This is a genomic window from Neobacillus sp. CF12 (assembly GCF_030348765.1).
Taxonomy (GTDB): domain Bacteria; phylum Bacillota; class Bacilli; order Bacillales; family Cytobacillaceae; genus Neobacillus.
The window spans coordinates 5,838,797-5,859,110 of record NZ_JAUCEU010000007.1 but is presented as its reverse complement, the minus strand read 5'-3'; the positions used below and the strand labels follow the sequence as shown (position 1 = coordinate 5,859,110).

General features: G+C 35.9%; 21 protein-coding genes and 1 pseudogene. 16 read left to right on the top strand and 6 right to left on the bottom strand.

Annotated elements, in window-relative coordinates; genetic code table 11:
* Nucleotides 1-13: 13 nt before the first annotated feature.
* Together QUG14_RS29835 and QUG14_RS28275 are read right to left on the bottom strand one after the other, a co-directional pair.
* Nucleotides 14-175 (bottom strand): annotated as a pseudogene (locus tag QUG14_RS29835) (hypothetical protein); the annotation flags it as partial.
* Between the two features lie 138 nt (nt 176-313).
* On the bottom strand, nt 314-2,857 hold the full coding sequence (locus QUG14_RS28275) for a PAS domain S-box protein (RefSeq protein ID WP_289343779.1): 2,544 nt from the start codon (nt 2,855-2,857) through the stop codon (nt 314-316).
* A 304-nt stretch (nt 2,858-3,161) separates the two neighbouring features.
* Here QUG14_RS28275 and yhfH (QUG14_RS28270) point away from each other — a divergent pair, with 304 nt between their 5' ends.
* The 4 genes from yhfH (QUG14_RS28270) (at nt 3,162) to QUG14_RS28255 (ending at nt 4,062) form a co-directional block, all read left to right on the top strand.
* On the top strand, nt 3,162-3,296 hold the full coding sequence (gene yhfH / locus QUG14_RS28270) for a protein YhfH (protein ID WP_082799471.1): 135 nt from the start codon (nt 3,162-3,164) through the stop codon (nt 3,294-3,296).
* Nucleotides 3,297-3,377: 81 nt separating this feature from the next.
* Nucleotides 3,378-3,512 (top strand): protein YhfH, encoded by a 135-nt coding sequence (gene yhfH, locus QUG14_RS28265; protein ID WP_289343778.1) that lies wholly within the window; start codon nt 3,378-3,380, stop codon nt 3,510-3,512.
* Nucleotides 3,513-3,620: 108 nt separating this feature from the next.
* On the top strand, nt 3,621-3,791 hold the full coding sequence (locus QUG14_RS28260) for a hypothetical protein (RefSeq protein WP_289343777.1): 171 nt from the start codon (nt 3,621-3,623) through the stop codon (nt 3,789-3,791).
* Nucleotides 3,792-3,810: 19 nt separating this feature from the next.
* Nucleotides 3,811-4,062: a transcriptional regulator SplA domain-containing protein gene (locus tag QUG14_RS28255; RefSeq protein ID WP_289343776.1), complete on the top strand. Its 252-nt coding sequence runs from the start codon at nt 3,811-3,813 to the stop codon at nt 4,060-4,062.
* Between the two features lie 51 nt (nt 4,063-4,113).
* Here the strand turns inward: QUG14_RS28255 and QUG14_RS28250 are convergent, their stop codons facing one another.
* Nucleotides 4,114-4,299 carry a cold-inducible protein YdjO-related protein gene (locus QUG14_RS28250; RefSeq protein ID WP_221823963.1) on the bottom strand — a complete coding sequence of 62 codons (186 nt, stop codon included), beginning with the start codon at nt 4,297-4,299 and terminating at the stop codon, nt 4,114-4,116.
* Nucleotides 4,300-4,398: 99 nt separating this feature from the next.
* Between QUG14_RS28250 and QUG14_RS28245 the strand changes: the two genes are divergently transcribed.
* Nucleotides 4,399-4,527 (top strand): hypothetical protein, encoded by a 129-nt coding sequence (locus tag QUG14_RS28245; RefSeq protein ID WP_289343775.1) that lies wholly within the window; start codon nt 4,399-4,401, stop codon nt 4,525-4,527.
* Nucleotides 4,528-4,558: 31 nt separating this feature from the next.
* On the opposite strand, the gene QUG14_RS28240 is transcribed toward QUG14_RS28245, so the two are convergent.
* The gene (locus QUG14_RS28240) at nt 4,559-6,487 is read right to left on the bottom strand and encodes an endonuclease MutS2 (RefSeq protein ID WP_289343774.1); all 1,929 of its coding nucleotides are present in this window, start codon (nt 6,485-6,487) and stop codon (nt 4,559-4,561) included.
* Nucleotides 6,488-6,994: 507 nt separating this feature from the next.
* Here QUG14_RS28240 and QUG14_RS28235 point away from each other — a divergent pair.
* The 3 genes from QUG14_RS28235 to QUG14_RS28225 all read left to right on the top strand — a co-directional run bounded on the left by QUG14_RS28235 (nt 6,995) and on the right by QUG14_RS28225 (nt 10,418).
* Nucleotides 6,995-7,696, top strand: coding sequence for a Crp/Fnr family transcriptional regulator (locus QUG14_RS28235; protein WP_289343773.1), 702 nt, complete (start codon nt 6,995-6,997; stop codon nt 7,694-7,696).
* Between the two features lie 97 nt (nt 7,697-7,793).
* Nucleotides 7,794-8,393, top strand: a complete 600-nt coding sequence (locus QUG14_RS28230) for an SCO family protein (RefSeq protein WP_289343772.1) — start codon at nt 7,794-7,796, stop codon at nt 8,391-8,393.
* 402 nt (nt 8,394-8,795) lie between these two features.
* Nucleotides 8,796-10,418 carry an ABC-F family ATP-binding cassette domain-containing protein gene (locus tag QUG14_RS28225; RefSeq protein WP_289343771.1) on the top strand — a complete coding sequence of 541 codons (1,623 nt, stop codon included), beginning with the start codon at nt 8,796-8,798 and terminating at the stop codon, nt 10,416-10,418.
* 105 nt (nt 10,419-10,523) lie between these two features.
* Here QUG14_RS28225 and QUG14_RS28220 read toward each other — a convergent pair whose 3' ends face one another.
* Entirely contained in the window at nt 10,524-10,655 is a 132-nt protein-coding gene (locus tag QUG14_RS28220) for a YuzL family protein (RefSeq protein WP_289343770.1), read from the bottom strand.
* A gap of 101 nt (nt 10,656-10,756) precedes the next feature.
* Here QUG14_RS28220 and QUG14_RS28215 point away from each other — a divergent pair, with 101 nt between their 5' ends.
* The 3 genes from QUG14_RS28215 to modB all read left to right on the top strand — a co-directional run bounded on the left by QUG14_RS28215 (nt 10,757) and on the right by modB (nt 12,599).
* Complete coding sequence (locus tag QUG14_RS28215) at nt 10,757-10,999, top strand: YkuS family protein (protein ID WP_289343769.1); 243 nt, start codon at nt 10,757-10,759, stop codon at nt 10,997-10,999.
* A gap of 143 nt (nt 11,000-11,142) precedes the next feature.
* On the top strand, nt 11,143-11,928 hold the full coding sequence (gene modA / locus QUG14_RS28210) for a molybdate ABC transporter substrate-binding protein (protein ID WP_289343768.1): 786 nt from the start codon (nt 11,143-11,145) through the stop codon (nt 11,926-11,928).
* Between the two features lie 5 nt (nt 11,929-11,933).
* The gene (gene modB, locus QUG14_RS28205) at nt 11,934-12,599 is read left to right on the top strand and encodes a molybdate ABC transporter permease subunit (protein WP_289343767.1); all 666 of its coding nucleotides are present in this window, start codon (nt 11,934-11,936) and stop codon (nt 12,597-12,599) included.
* A 24-nt stretch (nt 12,600-12,623) separates the two neighbouring features.
* Here modB and QUG14_RS28200 read toward each other — a convergent pair whose 3' ends face one another.
* Nucleotides 12,624-14,702 carry a phosphatidylglycerol lysyltransferase domain-containing protein gene (locus QUG14_RS28200; protein WP_289343766.1) on the bottom strand — a complete coding sequence of 693 codons (2,079 nt, stop codon included), beginning with the start codon at nt 14,700-14,702 and terminating at the stop codon, nt 12,624-12,626.
* A gap of 186 nt (nt 14,703-14,888) precedes the next feature.
* Between QUG14_RS28200 and QUG14_RS28195 the strand changes: the two genes are divergently transcribed.
* From QUG14_RS28195 to yidC, 5 genes are all read left to right on the top strand, one after another.
* Nucleotides 14,889-15,341: a cupredoxin domain-containing protein gene (locus tag QUG14_RS28195; RefSeq protein WP_289343765.1), complete on the top strand. Its 453-nt coding sequence runs from the start codon at nt 14,889-14,891 to the stop codon at nt 15,339-15,341.
* Between the two features lie 651 nt (nt 15,342-15,992).
* Entirely contained in the window at nt 15,993-18,218 is a 2,226-nt protein-coding gene (gene pflB, locus QUG14_RS28190; RefSeq protein WP_289343764.1) for a formate C-acetyltransferase, read from the top strand.
* A 63-nt stretch (nt 18,219-18,281) separates the two neighbouring features.
* Nucleotides 18,282-19,034, top strand: coding sequence for a pyruvate formate-lyase-activating protein (gene pflA / locus QUG14_RS28185; RefSeq protein ID WP_289343763.1), 753 nt, complete (start codon nt 18,282-18,284; stop codon nt 19,032-19,034).
* A gap of 95 nt (nt 19,035-19,129) precedes the next feature.
* Nucleotides 19,130-19,426 carry a hypothetical protein gene (locus tag QUG14_RS28180; RefSeq protein ID WP_289343762.1) on the top strand — a complete coding sequence of 99 codons (297 nt, stop codon included), beginning with the start codon at nt 19,130-19,132 and terminating at the stop codon, nt 19,424-19,426.
* 27 nt (nt 19,427-19,453) lie between these two features.
* The gene (gene yidC / locus QUG14_RS28175; protein WP_289343761.1) at nt 19,454-20,236 is read left to right on the top strand and encodes a membrane protein insertase YidC; all 783 of its coding nucleotides are present in this window, start codon (nt 19,454-19,456) and stop codon (nt 20,234-20,236) included.
* Nucleotides 20,237-20,314 lie beyond the last annotated feature (78 nt).

The following is a 20,314-nucleotide window of genomic DNA, read 5'->3' as shown; positions in this document are numbered from 1 at the left end:
TAGAATGAACATATTCATAGGCAAATGCGCCTTTTACACAGGTTTGCCCCTTGTTAACAGGCGCATCCTTGTCACCGCGAATTTTCATAATTCGATTATCTTTGACTTCAAGTACTAATCCGCAGCCAGTGCCGCAATAACCGCAAATAGTTTTGACAAAATTTGATTCCCCCACAGTTTCCCCTCCCAATTAAAACATTAATACTTATATAAACATATTAATCTATTTATCGTAAAAGTAGCTTTGTTTTTTAAAAAATAATTGTCTATTTTTTGAATAATAAAAAACGGAAGAGATTCTCTTCCGTTTTCTTCATGCTGGTTTTGCGGGTAAAAAGATATTAAAAGTGGTTCCTTTATTTGGCTCACTTTCAACAAACACTTTACCATTATGATTTTCAATAATCTTAAAGCTGACCATTAATCCTAACCCGTTCCCATTTTTCTTTGTCGTGTAGAATGGTTCGCCCAGTTGTATCAATTTTTCCTTTGGAATCCCCACACCTGTGTCCTGAATCGAAATTTGAACATTGTTATCCTGAATCATCGTTCTAACATGTAATTCGCCGCCATTTGGCATTGCTTCAATTCCGTTTTTAATAAAGTTTAAAAACACCTGTTTTAACCGGTTTTCATCGCACTCAATCTGAATAATTTCATGAGGACAATCAAACGAAAGTTTCACATGCTTCTTTCTTGCATCAAATTCAAGCAGGGATACCACATTTTTAATGACTGGAACCACGTTCTTTTCTTCAAGTTCCACCATCTTCGGTTTAGCCAAAACCATGAAGTCCTCCACAATTGTATTTACTCTTTCAATTTCATCGAGAATGATATTGATGAATTCTAAGCGTTCAGGATCCTTCTCATCTAATGTTAGGAATTCAGCATATCCTTTCATTGAGGTAAGCGGATTTCGGATTTCATGTGCAACTCCCGCTGCCAATTGACCAACAGCTGCCAATTTATCTTGGCGGTGGAGTACTTCTTCCGTTTTCTTACGCTCTGTAATATCATTGCGAATCGCTACATATTGATATGGCTTCCCATTATCATTTAAGAAAGGAACAATCGTCGTATCCACCCAATAGTAAGTTCCATCCTTCGCTTTATTTCTGATTTCACCCTTCCAAACCATTCCTTCTCCGATCGTTTTCCATAATTCTTTGAAGAACAATTTTGAATGATGACCTGAGTTTAATATTGAATGGCCTTTTCCTATTAACTCTTCACGACTGTATTTTGAGATTTCACAGAATTTATCATTTACACTCGTAATGATTCCTCTGGCGTCTGTAAAGGCTACGATTGTGGATTGGTCAAGCGCAAAGCGTATATCTGTATTATCTTTTATCGATTCTTTTAAATGTTCTTCTGCTCTTTTTCGATCCGAAATATCTGTTCGAATGGCAACATATTGATATGGCTTTCCTTTTTCATTTAAAAACGGAACAATCGTCGTATCTACCCAATAATGTGTACCATCTTTTGCTCTGTTACAAATTTCTCCCTTCCATACGATTCCATGACCAATCGTTCGCCACAAATCCTTGAAGAATTCTTTTGAATGGTAACTAGAATTTAATATTCTATGATCCTGGCCCAGTAATTCTTCGCGATTGTATTTTGATATCTCACAGAACTTATCATTTACACTCGTAATCTTCCCCTTTTCATCAGTAATCGCAATGATGGAGGATTGGTCGAGAGCAAATGTAATATCTTGTGTTTCTTTAACCGATTCTAAAAGCGCCTTCTCGGCATTCTTTCGATTGGTTATATCAGAACGAATGGCAATATATTGGATAGGCTTCCCTTTTTTATCTAAGAAAGGAACAATCGTTGTGTCTACCCAATAAAAAGAGCCATCCTTCGCCTTATTTCTAATTTCACCCCGCCAGGTCCTTCCGGTTTGAATGGTTGACCACAAATTCTGAAAAAACTCTTTGGAGTGGTATCCTGAATTTAACAAACCATGGTTCTTACCAATAATTTCTTCCTTTTTATACTTTGAGATTTCTTCAAACTTATCGTTTACATAAACAATTGTACCTTCGGGGTCGGTAATGGCTACAATGGTTGAGGCGTCTAAAGCTGCTTTGATATCCTTTAAGCTCGTATCCGATTCAGCTAGTTGCTTACTGATTAATGTACTTGAAGCGATTAACCCACTAATAATTAATACAGTTACAAATAATACTAAATAGATTAAAAAAGTTTCCTGGTAAATTAGGCCATTTACAGTATTATTGGTTGAAATAATCGTTGTCGCTCTTTTTAACAGAAAATGCCCTTGGGCAATAGCACCTGATATGATCAAGGCGCTAATAGGCTTTAACCAAGTTTGACTTCCTTTTGAGTAGGCTTTTGAAGAAAAGAGAATCCATAAAGAAAATAAAAAAGATCCAAATATTAATAGTCCCGAAAAGATAGAAAGTGGAACATTGTATTTAATCGTCAGATTCATTGCGTAAATACTTATTATATGAATAGAAAAAACAGCAGTTGTTAAGAATAAACTTCCAAAAAACAAATGAATAGATCGTATTTCTTTCCTAAATAAAGGAATAAAAGCCATTCCCGAAAAAGCTATCCCTATAAAGATCGATAAAATTGTCAGGGGAATTTGGTAACTAGAAAAGCGATTAAGATCAACTGCAATCAAACCGACAAAATTCATTACCCAAATCCCAATCCCCATAGATAAGGAGCCGCCAAGATATAAAAGTCTTTTGTTATGCTTCGAATTTTTTATTAATGTAAACATATCTAAACCTGTATATGAAGCCATGATGGTTAACCCAATGGCAATTACAATTAAGAATGGATGAAATTCGCCTGATACTGTGTCCATTTACAGCATCCCCCCTTTTACTTAAATCTCTTTCTACTTTGATTGTAAGGTAAACAGATGTGTGAGAAAAGAGTTTTGTTCACAAAATTGTCGAATTCACATTATTTTAACCTACTAATTTTTTCTCATCATACATAGGAAGGAACTAATTTTCACAGGATACTAATACAGGATAAATGTATCAATTTTCAAAAAAAATAAATTATTTTTTAAAAAGGACTACACAAACTTACTTTTTTTGATTATACTGTACTACAACAGGTTGATAATAAATGAACTGTATTAAAAAAGGAGGAGATTTTTAATGTTAATGAATCCAGTTGAATTTTTCCGCACTTTGCCAAAAAAGGAATGTCCTGAATGCGGGCAGCATATGGAAGAACAAGCAGAAAGCTACTTAATGGAATGTGACCGTTGTTTAGCTAAGAGAGAAGAATAAAAAGCACTATTTTTTTGTTTTATCTGTACTAGAACAAATTGAATGTTAATAAACTGTATTAAAAAACGAGGGGGTATTACTATGTTAATGAATCCAGTTGAATTTTTCCGCACTTTGCCAAAAAAGGCATGTCCTGAATGTGGGCAGCATATGGAAGAACAAGCAGAAAGCTACTTAATGGAATGCGATCGCTGTTTAGCTACTAAAGACGAATAGAGAATAAGTTAACTTACTCCCCAAAATCAGGGGAGTTTTTTGTATTGTAAATAAAGGAAAGAATAAACCCCTTATAGAAAGCAAAAGCTTAAAAAAGGAGGTGTTTGTATGGGAAAGGAAACGAATTCAACCAATAAGAAGCAAACATCCATTCAAGGAGGAATTTATCCTTCTCAAAAATATGTTCCTGGTGACTCAGTAGACAAACATAAGGATATTGAGGATGCAACCATCATGTTGGCCGGTGATGAAATCCGCCAGCAAAACGAAAATCTATAAAAAGAGGAAGGTAACTGGTATGGATATGATTAATATTGCAAGTGCTAAGCCTGGAGACGAGGTATTTGTGATCTATCGTAATCCACATGTACCTACTGTTGCGAATATACGAGCTGCAGAAATTGTTGCGCATCCAAAAGATCCTAATGCACTTGCCTTATTTCTAAACGAAACCTTTCATGTCATTGAAGACGATGACGCTCTTTTCCCTACTTCTGAATCTGCACAACAAGCATTCGAGGGTCACTTCTTTGATTTTGGAGAAGAATAAAAGACTGTCATTTATCTTGACAGTCTTTTTGAATACTTTCTTCATTATATTTTATATTTTCGGAAGCTCTCTTATTTCTGCAGCCATTTCGTTTCCACACATTGGGCAAAGCAAGTCGTCCGTGACAAAATCCTTTCTCATCCAGCCTATACAAGCATTATCCATACAAGAATAGATTTCGGTTTCAAGCATAATTACTTCAATTTCTTCATCTTTAGCCCTTTTACCATAAAAAATGGGAACCGCCTCCTTTTTTTATAGTATGTACCAAAAATGTCCTTTTCATTGCTAAAAAAACAATCTTTACCATAAACAATAATAGGAAGGAATATTTAAATGAAAACTACAGATAGAAAATTTACGGTAGTTGGTACGGATATTGCAGAAGTAAAAAGATTAAATAGCCAATCAGGATTAAGTTATAACCAAGTGAAACAACTACTTGCTGAAAAAATACGCAAATAAAATCAGCCTTCCGGTTAGGGAAGGCTTCTACTTATATATCTGTATGATCAATGGTTATTTCATCATCATGCCTTTTAGAAAGGATTTTACTTTTTTTCCTATTATCCTTCGTTTGAAAAATGATATCAAAATCATAATCGTCGGGATAAAGTTCACTTGCTGCGATATAAAGTTTTATTCGCTTGTGGTTAATTGCTACTTTTTCACCTTTTACTTGAACAATATAATTTCCTTGCGGATCGGGTCCGCTATACACAATCCCAAATTCATCTGTCGGTGAAATTTTCACATTATCTCCTTGACTATAAATAACGATTTTTGCCTCAGGATTAACCACTTTTTTCCGATATTTATATTTATTAACAATCACTTGTTTTTCTAATTCCTTCTGTTTCCAACTATCTGTTTCCTTATGAGCATAAGTTTTTACTTCTTTATAGGTTACTTGATGTGCTCTCTCTATGATTTTTGGGTGAATTCCTAGTTTTAAGGCAATGGCAAAAGCCTGACTTTCTCCCCCTCTTCCTATATTCAGCCGATAGGTCGGGCTAAGTGTCTCAAGATCAAACTCCATCGATCCATTCATAAATCCTGGATGCTCCTCAGCAAACTCTTTTATTTCACTATAGTGAGTGGTCGCTAAAATCATCGCCCCTTTTTCAAAAAGCTGCTCTAAGATGGCAGTCGCTAGACCCATCCCTTCACCTGGATCGGTTCCGGAACCAAGCTCATCTAGGAGAATCAATGACTGGTCATTTGTATCCTTAAGAATTTCAATGATATTCACAATCCTTGAACTAAAAGTACTTAAATTTTCAGTAATACTTTGACCATCACCAATATCCACTAGAATCCGCTGAAAAACACTGAGATTACTTTCTTCAGATGCAGGAATATGGAGGCCGCACTGAACCATAAGAGTCAACAATCCAACTGTTTTTATACTTACCGTTTTTCCACCTGTATTCGGCCCCGTTATGACAAGTGCATTCTGCCCTTCCTTCATCCTTACAGATAACGGAACTGCCAGATCACCAATTAGTGGGTGCTTTGCCTGAATTAACTTTATCTCCTGCTCATCATTTACCCCAACCTTCACACCATTAATAGACCTGCTATATTTTGCTTTAGCAAACAAAAAGTCATAGTGGACCATTGTTTCGATAGCTAACCGGATTTGCGGTTCCTTCTCCTCTACTAATCCAGTTAAGTAGCTCAAAACTTTTTGGATCTCAACCTCTTCATCTGCATGCAGCCACGTCAATTGCTCCTGAAAGACAGCAATTTCTTCAGGTTCAATAAATAACGTTGAACCAGATGCTGAGGTATCTAGAACAGCTCCCTTTATTTTATTTCGATATTCCTTCTTAATAGGTATTACGTACCTCCCATCTCTTTGACTAACAACATTCTCTTGCAAATACGTTTTATATTTGTTAGAACGAATCAACTGCAAGGTTTTTTCTTTTAGCCGCTCCTCTTGAATGGCGATTTGTTTTCTGATTTTCAGTATCTCTTTTGTGGCATAATCGTCTACTCTGCCATTTCGAATACATCGATTAATTTCACCTGCTAGGTCCGGTAATTCCTCAATTACTTCAACATATGAGGTTACTCTCGGTGCTAAATACTCTTTATCCTTCATAAACCTGCGCATTTTCCCACAACAATCTAAGAAATCATATAGCTTGGTTAATTGATCTGGACGTAATGCTGTCCCTTTGTTTAATTTCGATAAAATTTGTTCCATTCCTCCGAGACCATGAACTGGTACACTTGAACTCATCTTTAATATTTCAACGCCTTCAGAAACCTCATCAAGCCATGCTTCAATTTGTTTCAAATTCGTCGATGGGGAAAGGTTATTGATTTTTTCTTTTCCTTCACTTGTTAGTGCAAATTCCGCTATTCTATCTTTTATTTTTTGTACTTCCAAAACTTTAAATGTATGTGAATTCAATGTTTTTCCCTCCAAATGATATAAAAATAACCGCAATGAACAATGTCATTGCGGCTACACTAAATAAAAAACGAGTAATTGCTCGTCTTGAATATACAATTTTATCCATAAAAATACTGCCTACATGAATGTACACAGCAACATGGAGTAGAATTGTATGCATGGTATGCCCATTGTTCTTAACTTCATTCCAAACATAAATAGACCTTATCCCAATCAAAAATTGAACAAGGTATAATCGGAATGAAAAATATCCAATTGATTGGATTAGTTAAGAACGACACCTAACATACAACATAACTCCTTTTTCTTAGAAAGTATTAATCCCCTTAAAGAATACAATAATCAGAAAAAAATGTCAAAATTGAGATGAAACTCTACCATCACTTTTTTATTATATACAAAAAGTCATAAATGTTTAACATTATTGACTTTAGATTGCCTATTTCTTTGCTTGATAAGGACGTATGATTAAAATAGGTCAAATAATTGTAACAGGTGGTATTCATGATTAACACCAAAACAGAGCATCCTTTAACCGAAGAATTAATTGAACTTTTACATGCTTCAGGGAGAATAATTGAGATAAAAAAAGGATCGTTTTTGTTTCAAGAAGGTCAGCATGCTTCTGAAATGTATCTGATTCTATCCGGAAGAATACAAATATCAAAGATGAACGCTGTAGGTCAGGAATTATATTTACGTTTATGCACAGAGCACGACATTGTTGGTGAGTTAACCCTTTTTACTGAAGAACCAAGATATATTTTCAATGCTAGGGTAATGGAAGACGGTTATGTCGCAGGTATTCAATTGGACTATCTTGAAAAAGCATTATTTCAGAATAGCAATCTGGGATATCAGTTTATAAAATGGATGAATGACCATATTAGAAGTACGATGACAAAATTCCGAGATTTAGTGCTATATGGAAAAAAAGGTGCTCTCTATTCTACCTTAATTCGGCTTTCAAACAGTTATTGCTTGCATAAAGAGGACGGAATTCATATAACTGTTCCTATCACTACACAGGATTTAGCTCATTTTTGTGGAACAGCAAGGGAAATCGTCAGTCGAATGCTAACTGATTTAAAAAAAAGAAAGGTTATTTCCATAGACCATAAAAAAATCATTATCCATAATCTGGATTATCTAAAGAGAGAAAATGATTGCGAAAACTGCCCTGTCTCCCATTGTACGATTGATTAGGTTTCTCCCCAGGTATAAGAAGCAATTTTGTTCACCAAATATCCACATCTTTTTACTAAAAACTTCTTTATCTTTATTGTAGGAGGGGGAAAAAATCATGAAAAAAATCTATCTAATATGTAGTCTAGCAGTATTCCTATTGATTGCAGCAGGGATATCTTATTTTCTTATCCGCGATGCAAGTGTAAAAGTCCCAGCAAATATCACCTTAATTAATCAGAATGGTGAATCGTATAATTTTGGTGAGGATAAAAAAATTAAGCTTGTCGAATTTATTTATACTCATTGTCCCGATATTTGCCCTACTACCACCCAAAAAATGGTTGAATTAAAGGACGATTTAGAAAAAAGAAACGTCTTTGGTAAAGAAATTGAATTCGTTACAATCACGATAGATCCCTACCGAGACACACCTGAACTGTTACAAAAATATATGAATGCTTTTGAAATTCAAAATTCCGACAATTGGATATTCCTTACAGGTGATCAGGAAAATATCAAAGCTGACCAGAAAAAGATTAGGGAAGTTGCCGAATCACTAAAGTTCCAATATAAAGACCCTGGTAACGGACAATTTGTTCATACTTCTTTCATCTATTTACTCGATGAAAATAACAAATACATTTCAAAGTTTCCAATGGGAGAAGATTTTGATAAACAAGAGGTCTATGAGGAGATTATGGATGAACTTGAATAAGAGCATAAAAAAAGCGGTTAGTCCCTGGGATTAATCGCTTTTTAATACCTATTTAATTCACCGATGAAGGAAATTTTTTTATTTGTTGTAGAGATAATAGGTAGTTGGACTTAGGTTTTGTTAAACTTGCTTTGATTCCGGCCTGTTTTAACTTAGTAACAAGTTCAGTAAGTTGCTTTTTCGACATACTTCTCACCTACTTTATTCCTTCAGTACTTCTTTATAACAATTCTACAACAAAAATATGAATAAAGTGTGAAAACTACGAAAAAAAATTAGAAAAATTTTCTGCAATTTAGTTTATTTTCTCCTATTAAAACGTCTCATTCAACAAAGAATTCGCTCTTCACCCATTTTAATGGTATAATTAGTAGATATTTTGCTGTTGGAGGATAATTATAAATGATAACTGTAAGTAACGTAAGTTTAAGATATGGAGACCGGAAGTTATTCGAAGATGTAAACATTAAATTTACACCAGGAAATTGCTATGGTCTAATTGGTGCAAACGGCGCCGGAAAATCAACTTTTTTAAAAATATTATCTGGAGAGATTGAATCTCAAACAGGTACAGTTCAACTAGGTCCCAATGAACGGATGGCTGTTTTAAAACAGAACCACTTTGAATACGAAGAACAAGAAGTATTAAAAACCGTTATCATGGGTCATGCGAGACTATACCAAGTTATGCAAGAAAAAGATGCCATTTACATGAAGGAAAACTTCACGGATGAAGATGGTATGAAAGCAGCAGAACTTGAAGGTGAATTTGCTGAATTAAACGGTTGGGAAGCAGAACCGGAAGCAGCTATTCTATTAAAAGGTCTAGGTATCGGTGAAGACTTACATTATAAAAAAATGGCTGAATTAACAGGGTCAGAAAAAGTTAAGGTTCTTCTTGCACAGGCTCTCTTTGGCAGACCTGACGTCTTATTATTGGATGAGCCGACGAACCACTTAGATATTAAGGCGATTCAGTGGTTAGAAGAGTTCTTAATTAACTTTGAAAATACAGTCATCGTCGTGTCCCATGACCGTCATTTCTTAAACAAAGTGTGTACTCATATTGCAGACTTAGACTTTGGAAAAATTCAAATTTATGTAGGTAACTATGATTTTTGGTATGAATCAAGTCAATTAGCTACAAGACTGACTTCTGATGCAAACAAAAAGAAAGAAGAGAAAATAAAGGAACTTCAAGCTTTTATTGCTCGTTTTAGTGCAAATGCATCTAAATCCAAACAGGCAACTTCCCGTAAAAAGTTATTAGATAAAATTACTCTTGACGATATTCGTCCATCCTCCCGTCGCTATCCATTTGTTGGATTTACACCGGAGCGTGAAATTGGTAATGATTTATTAATGGTAGAAGGTCTATCAAAGACAATTGATGGCGTTAAAGTACTAGATAATGTCAGCTTTTTTATGAACAAGGGTGATAAAATTGCTCTTGTAGGACCGAATGAAGTTGCTAAAACAACTCTCTTCAAAATATTAATGGGTGAAATGGAAGCTGACAGCGGAACCTTTAAATGGGGTATTACCACTTCTCAAGCTTATTTCCCTAAGGATAACTCCGAGTATTTTGAAAACAGCGAACTAAATCTAGTGGATTGGCTGCGCCAGTTCTCTCCTAAAGATGAAAGTGAAAGTTTCTTAAGAGGATTCTTAGGCAGAATGCTATTTTCTGGTGAAGAAGTGCTTAAGAAAGCAAGCGTCCTTTCTGGAGGAGAAAAAGTTCGTTGTATGCTCTCTAAGATGATGCTTAATGGCGCTAATGTTTTACTTCTTGATGAGCCAACAAACCATCTTGATTTGGAATCCATTACCGCACTAAACAATGGTTTGATTAACTTCAAAGGGTCACTTGTTTTTTCCTCACATGACCATCAGTTTATCCAAACCATCGCGAATCGGATTTTTGAATTAACTCCAAATGGATTGGTTGATAAGCAAATGACATACGATGAGTATCTTGAAAATAGTGAAGTACAAAAGCAAGTTGCAGAGATGTACAATAAGTAAAAGGTTAAAGCGGACACAATATGTGCCCGCTTTTTTTCCTTGTTAAATTTTGTCTGTTGATTTGTGCCAAAATTTACTTATTGCTGTAACACAGCTTTTTCATTATTAGTCTCTCTTTTGTTTCCTGCGTGATGAGGAAGCTTCTCTGGTGCCGGTTTCTGTTGTTGTTGTTCCTTGGCCTTCGACCTGTGGTGAAGCAAGGCCAATGGTTGATGGATCCTTTTTACGTTTTCCCATGGTAACACCTCCTCTTTTAGTTTTTGAAGATTATCATGTCTTATACAGAATAAATAACAAAGAACTTTGGCATGATAATTTAGGAGGAGGAGGTGTTTTGTATGGCGAAAATTGGAGTAGAAGAATCTCTGACAGATATTCAACAAGCATTAAGGGAAAAAGGACATGATGTCGTTCAATTAAGACAGGAATCTGACGCACAGAGTTGCGATTGCTGTGTTGTTACGGGTTTAGATTCAAATGTAATGGGAATGCAGGATACCTTTACAAAAGGTTCTGTTATTGAAGCAAATGGAATGAGCGCAGATGAAGTTTGTCAGCAAGTTGAAAGCAGACTTCAATAGATTTAAACAACATAGGACAATTATAGATTCATACTTAAGACTGCCTCCCAGGCAGTTTTTTTATTGCTCACTACTTTTAGGAAGAATATACTTTCGTTATAATGAAAGAAGAAACTTTGATAGTATTTGAGAGGAAGTAATTCATGACAAAGTCATTTTTTCTTGCGGGTATTGCGATTATTGTACTACTAGGCATATCCGCTTGTTCACCAAAAGAATCACACCAAACAAAACCCGTAGAATTAACCATTTCTGCTGCAGCAAGTCTTAATGAATCCCTTATAGAGATAAAAAAGATTTTCGAAAAAGAAAATCAACAGATAAAAATTTTGTATAATATAGGTAGTTCCGGAGCTTTGAAACAACAAATACTTCAAGGGGCACCCGTTGATCTTTTTCTCTCTGCTTCACAAGAACATTTTATTGCATTAACACAAGAAGGGTTAATCGATAAACAAAATCAGACTGAATTATTAGGGAACAAACTCGTTTTAATTACAAACAAAGAAAACTCTGCTAAAATAAATGGATTTATTGATCTAAACTCTGGTCAAATCAAAAAAATTGCGATTGGTATACCCGAATCCGTTCCAGCCGGTAAATATGCTAAACAAACCCTGCAAAATTCTGGTATTTGGGAACAAATCCACACAAAAGTCATTCAAACAAAGGATGTTCGTCAAGTTCTAACCTATGTAGAAACAGGTAATGTGGATGCAGGCATTGTTTATATGACAGATGTAAAAGTCTCTGATAAAGTAAAAGTTGTCGCAGTTGCGGAAGAACAGTCTCACGATCCTATTATCTACCCTGGTGGCATCATAACATCCACTTCGAATAAAAAAGAGGCTGAGTTATTTCTTTCCTATTTACAAAGTAATACAGCCAAAACAATTTTTGAAAAATATGGCTTTATAGTATTGGATTGATAATCATGTTTACATACGAATTTTGGTATCCCCTTAGATTCTCACTTGAAATCGCATTTATTTCTGTCATTATTGTTAGTTTTTTAGGGGTCCTTTTTGCACGACTATTATATAATAAGCATTTTAAAGGGAAGATGATTCTCGAGACTTTCCTTATGCTCCCTATTGTTTTACCGCCCACGGTGATAGGATTCTTATTAATATACTTTTTTGGCAGAAACAGTCCAATTGGTGCTTTTATCGAGGATTTTTTTCAACATTCCCTTATGTTCACCCCCTGGGCCGCAATTATCGCTTCCACAACTGTTGCTTTTCCACTTATGTATCAATCGGTAAAACTAGGCTTCCAATCGGTTGATCAGGATATTGAAAATGCAGCAAGAGTTGATGGTGGAGGTATAGTTAAAGTTTTTCTATTTGTTTCACTGCCATTAACACTACCTTCTATTATTTCAGGGTTGATCATGAGCTTCGCACGGGCTCTTGGCGAATTTGGTGCAACGCTAATGTTTGCTGGAAATATACCTGGAAAAACACAAACAGCCCCAACTGCGATATATGTTGCGATGGAATCCGGAAATATGAAATTAGCTTGGTCCTTGGTTCTGTCAATGGTCATTATTTCTTTCCTCATGCTATTGCTCTCGAATTTGGTACAAAAAAAGCCATGAAGAGAATTCTCTCCATGGCTTTTCCTATATTCTTCGCTTGGATATCAATAATGTTATTTGGGTCATCGTTAATGGCAGAGAGAATTTAGACTTTCTCCTATACCCTAAATACTTTGACTCCCAATTATTCGTATATTTTTCTTTAAATTCTCTTAAATCCTGAAAAGGATATACTTCGTTACCATGTAGATAAATTTGCGCTGCAATTTTTTCACTTACGAATGCGTATTTTGATACTTCCCCACCTAATTTAAATAAGGTGTATCCGTTTCCATGGAGATATGGAAGCATATCATCACTTACCTGATAAAAAACGGGGGTATATCCATATCGATCGGAAATTTCTTGGAACTCTTCTATCGCATGAGACAATTCACTTTTTTCACCAATTGGATCTCCAAGAATCACTAGTTTGTCTGCGTACTGTTGAAATGAAATTAAGACGTTTTTCTTACTGTTCCAAAAAATATATTTATCATGGAGAAAGATGAGATGGGACAAAACTTTCCCATGATAGGTGTTTAAGTGGGATAATATCTCCTTCTTATGATCAATAGAATTTTCAAATTTCCACTTTTTTGGTTTGCTTATTATATACCCTGCATAAAGAATCAGTAATGCAATCAGCAGACCGATAATCGCACTGGTAAATAAATCCGATGAATCTTCAATGACATAAGGCAAAAATTGTGACGGTATGGTAATTTTTGCTGATGGTAAATTAGAGTAGCCAATCACTATATACATCGAAATAATGACCGTGATGATAAGGATATCAACAGTCGTTTTTCCCCAAGTAAGGACATAACTTTCACGATAAAATTGTCCTTTTGACATTCTGAGCAATAATGCAACACTGATAAGGAAAATAGCTTCTTCATAATCAATACCTTTAAATATTGAAAACAAGGCAGCAAGTATTAACACAAGCATTGTCAAATCGTAGGTCCTTTTCACACTGTATTCGATTCCCCTCGACAATCCTAGTAAGAGAAAGCCCGCAGCTACTGAAAGTTGATGGGAAATATTTATAATCGGAAATGATAAAATTTCCTGAGCGATTCTAAGTCTGTCAATGATGCCAGGGACACTTGCAGATAATAGCAGGATTGAACCAGAGAGAAAGACGAGTACTGTTACGGCAACGTGACTAACATTTTGGACGATTGTGTTAGGAATGTTACTCCATGATTTGTTCCATTTTTCCCAGTATCGCTTAATAAAAAGAACAGTACTGAGTAAAAATGGAAGCAAATAATATCCAATTCGGTAGAATAAAAGGACAACGAGGACTTTTTCTTCTGGAACATGTAAGTACTGCATTCCCCAAATAAATACTAGATCAAATGAACCAAGGCCGCCAGGAATCATACTAATAATACCTGCGCAAGTCGCCACAACATAAACAGGAAAAAGCTGTTCAAAGGTGAGTGGGATATTCATACTCCAAGATAAGAACCAAAGACCACAAAAGACTGCTGTCCACTCTACCACTGAAATGAAGAAAAGTTTTACTCCTGCTCCAATGGTGATTAATGACTGCTTGTCCCTTCTACTTTTAATTACATGTATTCCAGAAAATATCGGCAAATAGATTGACACAGCCAGAACAGCAAAATATAGCCATTTCGTTTGTACAAAAATGGGATGATTCATATATCCTATTGCTACAATTAAGGCAAGCAAGGACATTCCTGTCATATAAAATAAGGAAACTGCCGCAATTCCACCTACTAATCGCCGTTTATCCTCTTCCCATTTATGATAGAAATAGGTTCTTAACATCACCCCAATTAGTCCGCCAAAACCAAATAAGTTTGAGTAGGTATTAACGATTAATGCTTGTTCTATGACTTCTTTTCTCCTTGCTTTTAACCCAAGAACCTTTATTAACATAAGATCATAAAGGAGCATCGGCAAAACTGCCGCAAACAACACGATAAAAATAAGGAGTAAAGTACCTATATGTAGTTGAGAAATTTCAGTTTGAAGTAATCCAAGGTCTAAATTCCCGATAAACTTTTTCATTTCAAGGAGAGCAAAAGTTAATAATAGTAATGGGAAGAGAAATTTTACAACGGTAAATAATTTTCCTTTTTTCATACCCGTAGATTACCACCTATACTTTCAATACTGTTCTAACTATAAACTCTTAAACTGGAAAAACAAAGAAATATTACTTAAATGAAGTATATGTATGAGCAATAGAAAAAAATTATTAAAAAAGAGACAAGTTTACCTCCCTTCTCTGCATAAACATGAAATAGGACAAATTATTGGGGGGTTAATATGAGATTTTTAGTATTAAAGAAAGATACACTTGTCTTTATTTTAGTAACGGCATTCTTACTTGTAACCATTTCTGCTTGGTTTCTATTAAAAGCAGGCGATACAGCTGTGTTCAATCAAACAGCAAGCGAAAATGTAAGAGAAATTCATATGGTAACAGTAGAGTACAAAGCGACGATGAAAGACGGAAAGGAAATAGAAGTATACCGTTGGGACCCAGGTACAATTAATGTCGATGCTGGTGAAAAGGTAAATTTATTTATTAGTGGTATTAACGGGGAGGAGCACCCATTCTATATTGAAGGGACAGACATCAAAGGAACCGTCAAGAAAGGGGAAGAAACCATGGTCCCCCTTCAAATTGATAAAGAGGGTACTTATCGTTTGATTTGTGAAGTCCATGGAGACAGAGATCATAATGGCCCAATGATTGCTGATATCATCGTCGATTAAAAGCACGAGATTTCTCTCCTGCCAGATTGTCGAGAAAGGGTATCTTTCTCGGCAATTTTTTTATTTAATCAGAGTCTAACCTACAATTTTTTAAAAATTCGTGCCTGCTCAGTGGCCTGTTGATTTCCGCTCCAGGTGCTTCGCTTTCCGCGGGCGTGCCGGGAAGCCTCCTCGGCGCTGAAGCGCCTGCGGGGTCTCCCCCTGCCCCGTACTCCCGCAGGAGTTCGCACCTTCCGCTCCAATCAACAGGGGAGCATTAAACTAGAATTGCCACACACTGTGGTCCTATAATTAAGATAACAAAACATACTTTCTCGACAGCTTGCAGGAGATTTCTCTCCTGCTTTTTTAATTGTAGATGGGTATCTGTTTCATAAGTTTACACTATAAACATGTTGGTATTATTGATAATTTCTTATATAACAGTTCTCATTTTTCCCAAAATAATTATAGTACAGTTATTAAAATCAACCATACCTATTCCTTTTACATAGAACACAAAAACCTTGATATATCAATAAAAAATTAAGGTTCACAATATGTTAACAATATACGTGACTTCATTCACAAAAAATCTGTTACACTCTAGTTAAGAAATAACTGCTACACAGTTATATTAATTATTAAACAAACTTACGAGGTGAAATAATAATGGAACAGTGGAAAGGTTTTACAAAAGGTTCTTGGACAAAAGAAGTTAACGTACGTGATTTCATACTCAAAAACTATAATCAATACGAAGGTGACGATAGCTTCCTAGCAGGAGCAACTGAAGCAACAAATAAGCTTTGGGAACAAGTATTGGAACTAACAAAACAGGAACGTGAAAAAGGCGGAGTCTTAGACATGGATACTGAAACAGTATCTACGATTACTTCACACACACCTGGTTACCTTAATGAAGAACTTGAAAAAGTAGTTGGCGTTCAGACTGACAAGCCTTTTAATCGTTCTATGCAGCCTTTCGGTGGAATTCGGATGGCAAAAGCAGCATTAGAATCTTATGGATACGAACTAAATCCAGAAATCGAAAGATTCTTTACAGAGTTCCGTAAAACTCACAACCAAGGGGTTTTCGATGCTTATACAGACGAAATGATGCTGGCACGTAAAGCGGCGATTATTACAGGACTTCCTGATGCCTACGGACGTGGTCGAATCATCGGAGACTACCGCCGTGTAGCTCTATATGGTGTAGATTTCTTAATCAAACAAAAGCAAAACGATCATAAAGATACTAGTAAAGTAATGACAGAAGACAATATGCGTCTTCGCGAAGAAATTGCAGAACAAATTCGTGCTTTAAAAGAATTAAAAGAAATGGCCAGCAGTCACGGCTTTGATATTTCTACGCCAGCAACAACAGCTGCAGAAGCATTCCAATGGTTATATTTTGGATACTTAGCAGCGATTAAAGAGCAGAACGGTGCTGCAATGAGTCTTGGACGCGTTTCTACTTTCTTAGATATTTATGTAGAAAGAGATCTAGAAAATGGAACTTTAACCGAAGTTGAGGCACAGGAATTAGTAGACCATTTTGTTATGAAACTTCGATTAGTAAAATTTGCTCGTACACCAGATTATAATGATTTATTCAGCGGAGACCCAACTTGGGTAACTGAGTCTATTGGAGGTATGGCATCTGACGGTCGTTCCTTAGTAACAAAGAACTCATTCCGTTTCCTTCATACATTAGATAACTTAGGTCCCGCTCCGGAACCAAACTTAACGGTATTATGGTCACCACAGCTGCCTGAAAACTTTAAAAAATATTGTGCCAAAGTGTCAATAAAAACGAGTTCAATCCAATATGAAAACGATGATATTATGCGTCCTGAGTATGGCGATGATTACGGAATTGCTTGCTGCGTATCTGCAATGGAGATTGGTAAACAAATGCAGTTCTTCGGTGCTCGTGCAAACCTTGCAAAGGCTTTGCTTTACTCCATTAACGGTGGTGTGGATGAAAAGTTAAAAATTCAAGTTGGTCCACAATACCAACCCATTACTTCCGATGTATTAAATTATGAAGAAGTTATGCAGAAATTTGATCAAATGATGGAATGGCTTGCAGGTTTATATATTAATACCTTGAATGTTATCCACTACATGCATGATAAATATAGCTATGAAAGAATTGAAATGGCGTTACATGACTCTCAGATCTTACGTACAATGGCAACAGGCATTGCTGGATTGAGCGTAGTCGCTGACTCATTAAGTGCAATTAAATATGGTGAAGTAAAAGTAATTCGTGATGAAAACGGCCTTGCTGTTGATTTCGAAACAACTGGAGATTACCCAAAATACGGAAATAACGATGACCGTGTTGACAGCATTGCAGTTGAAATCGTTGAAACATTTATGAAAAAGTTACGGAAGCACCAAACTTACCGAAACTCCGTTCATACAATGTCAATCTTGACGATTACATCAAATGTCGTTTATGGTAAGAAGACTGGTAATACACCTGATGGCCGTCGTACCGGCGAACCATTCGCACCAGGTGCAAACCCAATGCATGGTCGTGATACAAAAGGTACACTTGCTTCGCTATCTTCTGTTGCGAAACTTCCATATAGTTCAGCAATGGATGGAATTTCAAATACTTTCTCCATCGTTCCTAAAGCATTAGGGAAAGAAGAAGAAAGTCAGGTTCGTAACTTAGTGTCAATTTTAGACGGATATGGAATAAAATCTGGTCACCATCTGAATGTTAACGTCTTTAACAAAGAGACATTATTGGATGCAATGGAACACCCAGAATTATACCCACAATTAACCATTCGTGTTTCTGGATATGCGGTAAACTTCATCAAATTAACAAAAGAACAGCAACTTGATGTAATAAACCGTACTTTCCACGAATCACTGTAAATTAGATTAAGGGGCTCCTTTTTTCAAGGCGCTCCTGCTTTAAAATTAAAGGGGGATTTCATCATGAACGGAAATATTCATTCGATTGAAACATTAGGAACAGTCGACGGACCAGGTATACGCTATGTTGTATTTACACAAGGCTGCCTATTACGCTGTCAGTTTTGTCATAACGCTGATACATGGGAAATTGGCAGCGGCAAACAGATGACCGTTTCCGAAATCATGGATGATCTAATATCCTACCTGCCTTTCATCCAATCATCTGGTGGAGGAATTACTGTAAGCGGCGGCGAACCACTTCTACAAATACCGTTCCTTACAGAATTGTTTAAGGAATGTAAAAAGAAAGGGATTCATACGACCATTGATTCATCCGGTGGCTGTTTCTCACACTCTAAACTGTTTATTGAACAACTTGAAGAGTTATTACAGTATACAGACTTAATCTTACTCGATTTGAAGCATATAAACCGCAAGAAACATATTCAGTTAACAGGAATGGCAAATGATCATATCCTTGAATTTGCAAAGTTTTTATCTGAACGTAAAGTACCTGTTTGGGTCCGCCATGTGCTAGTTCCTACTGTGTCAGATGATCCAGAAGACCTTCAAAAGCTTGGGGAATTCATCGGTACGCTTGAAAATGTGCAAAAAATTGAGATCCTTCCCTACCATAAGCTAGGTGTCTATAAATGGGAAGCACTTGGACTTGAATATCCATTACAGCATGTGGAACCACCGACAGAAGAAAAGGTACAATTCGCTTATGAAATGATTACAGCACACTGGAATAAAGAAAATGCTGCTCTTTAGATGAGCAGCATTTTTGGATTATTTGATTAAATTGATTCTTTACCTTTTCTCCTTTATACTCAAAACTATAGCAGGCAAAAGCGAGGTGATTATTTTTGTACCAAGTGCTCATTGAATTAACTGATGCAAACGCATTAGAGGCTCTTTACTTAAGTTTATACTTCGGTGTTATTATCAAATTACTTTGGGCATGGAATGTGGAATATTGCTTTATGGGAACCATAAGCGAACCTACACATACAAAAATCAATCACCCATTGTTTTTATATAAAAAGAAAAGCTCACTTAATCAAAATATTATACTAATTCGAATAGTAAAATATATTCGTAGAAAAGAATGTTCACAGAACGATAATGAAGATCCTATTTCCTCCTCCCGTTTGGCAATTTAAACAACTTAAACAATACTAGGAGGAAATATGAAAAACAAACGTTCTTTTTCGATACTTTTACTATTAGCATTAACCACCATTTTACTATCAGCCTGTTCAGCTGCAGATGGAAAAGGAGATGGATTTTTCCATACGTATTTTGTTGAACCCTTTATTGTATCTATTCACTTTTTAGCGGAGCTATTCAATGGCAACTATGGATTGTCCATAATTCTCGTTACTCTTATCATCAGACTTATTTTACTGCCATTTATGCTAAAACAATATAAAAATCAAATGGACATGAAAGAAAAGATGGATGGCTTAAAGCCAGAAATGGAAGACATCCAAAAGAGATTAAAAGAAGAAAGTGATCCAAAAAAGAAGCAAGAACTACAGCAGGAAATGATGGGACTTTATCAGAAGCATGGCGTAAATCCATTGAATATGGGATGTTTACCTATATTAATTCAAATGCCAATCCTAACGGGCTTTTATTATGCGATTCGTGGTTCTGAAGAGATTGCGACTCACCAATTCTTATGGTTTAGTCTCGGACACCCTGATATCATCATTACCCTCATTGCAGGTGTAATTTATTATTTCCAATTTAAAGTTTCGCAGTCTAGTATGCCAGCGGCACAGCAGCAGCAAATGAAATTCATGGGGCTATTGTCACCACTCATGATTGTAGTCTTCTCTTTCAGTTCTCCTGCAGCACTGCCGCTTTATTGGGCAGTAGGCGGTTTGTTTTTAATACTGCAAACATGGTTAAGCAGAAAAGTTTATCAAAAAGCTAAAAAAACAGAAATGCAAGCAAGTACGAATTAATAGGAGTGAAAAGAAGCATTGGAACCCCAATGCTTCTTTTTTATTGGATAGATTTTTAAGAATATGGAATCCTAACCA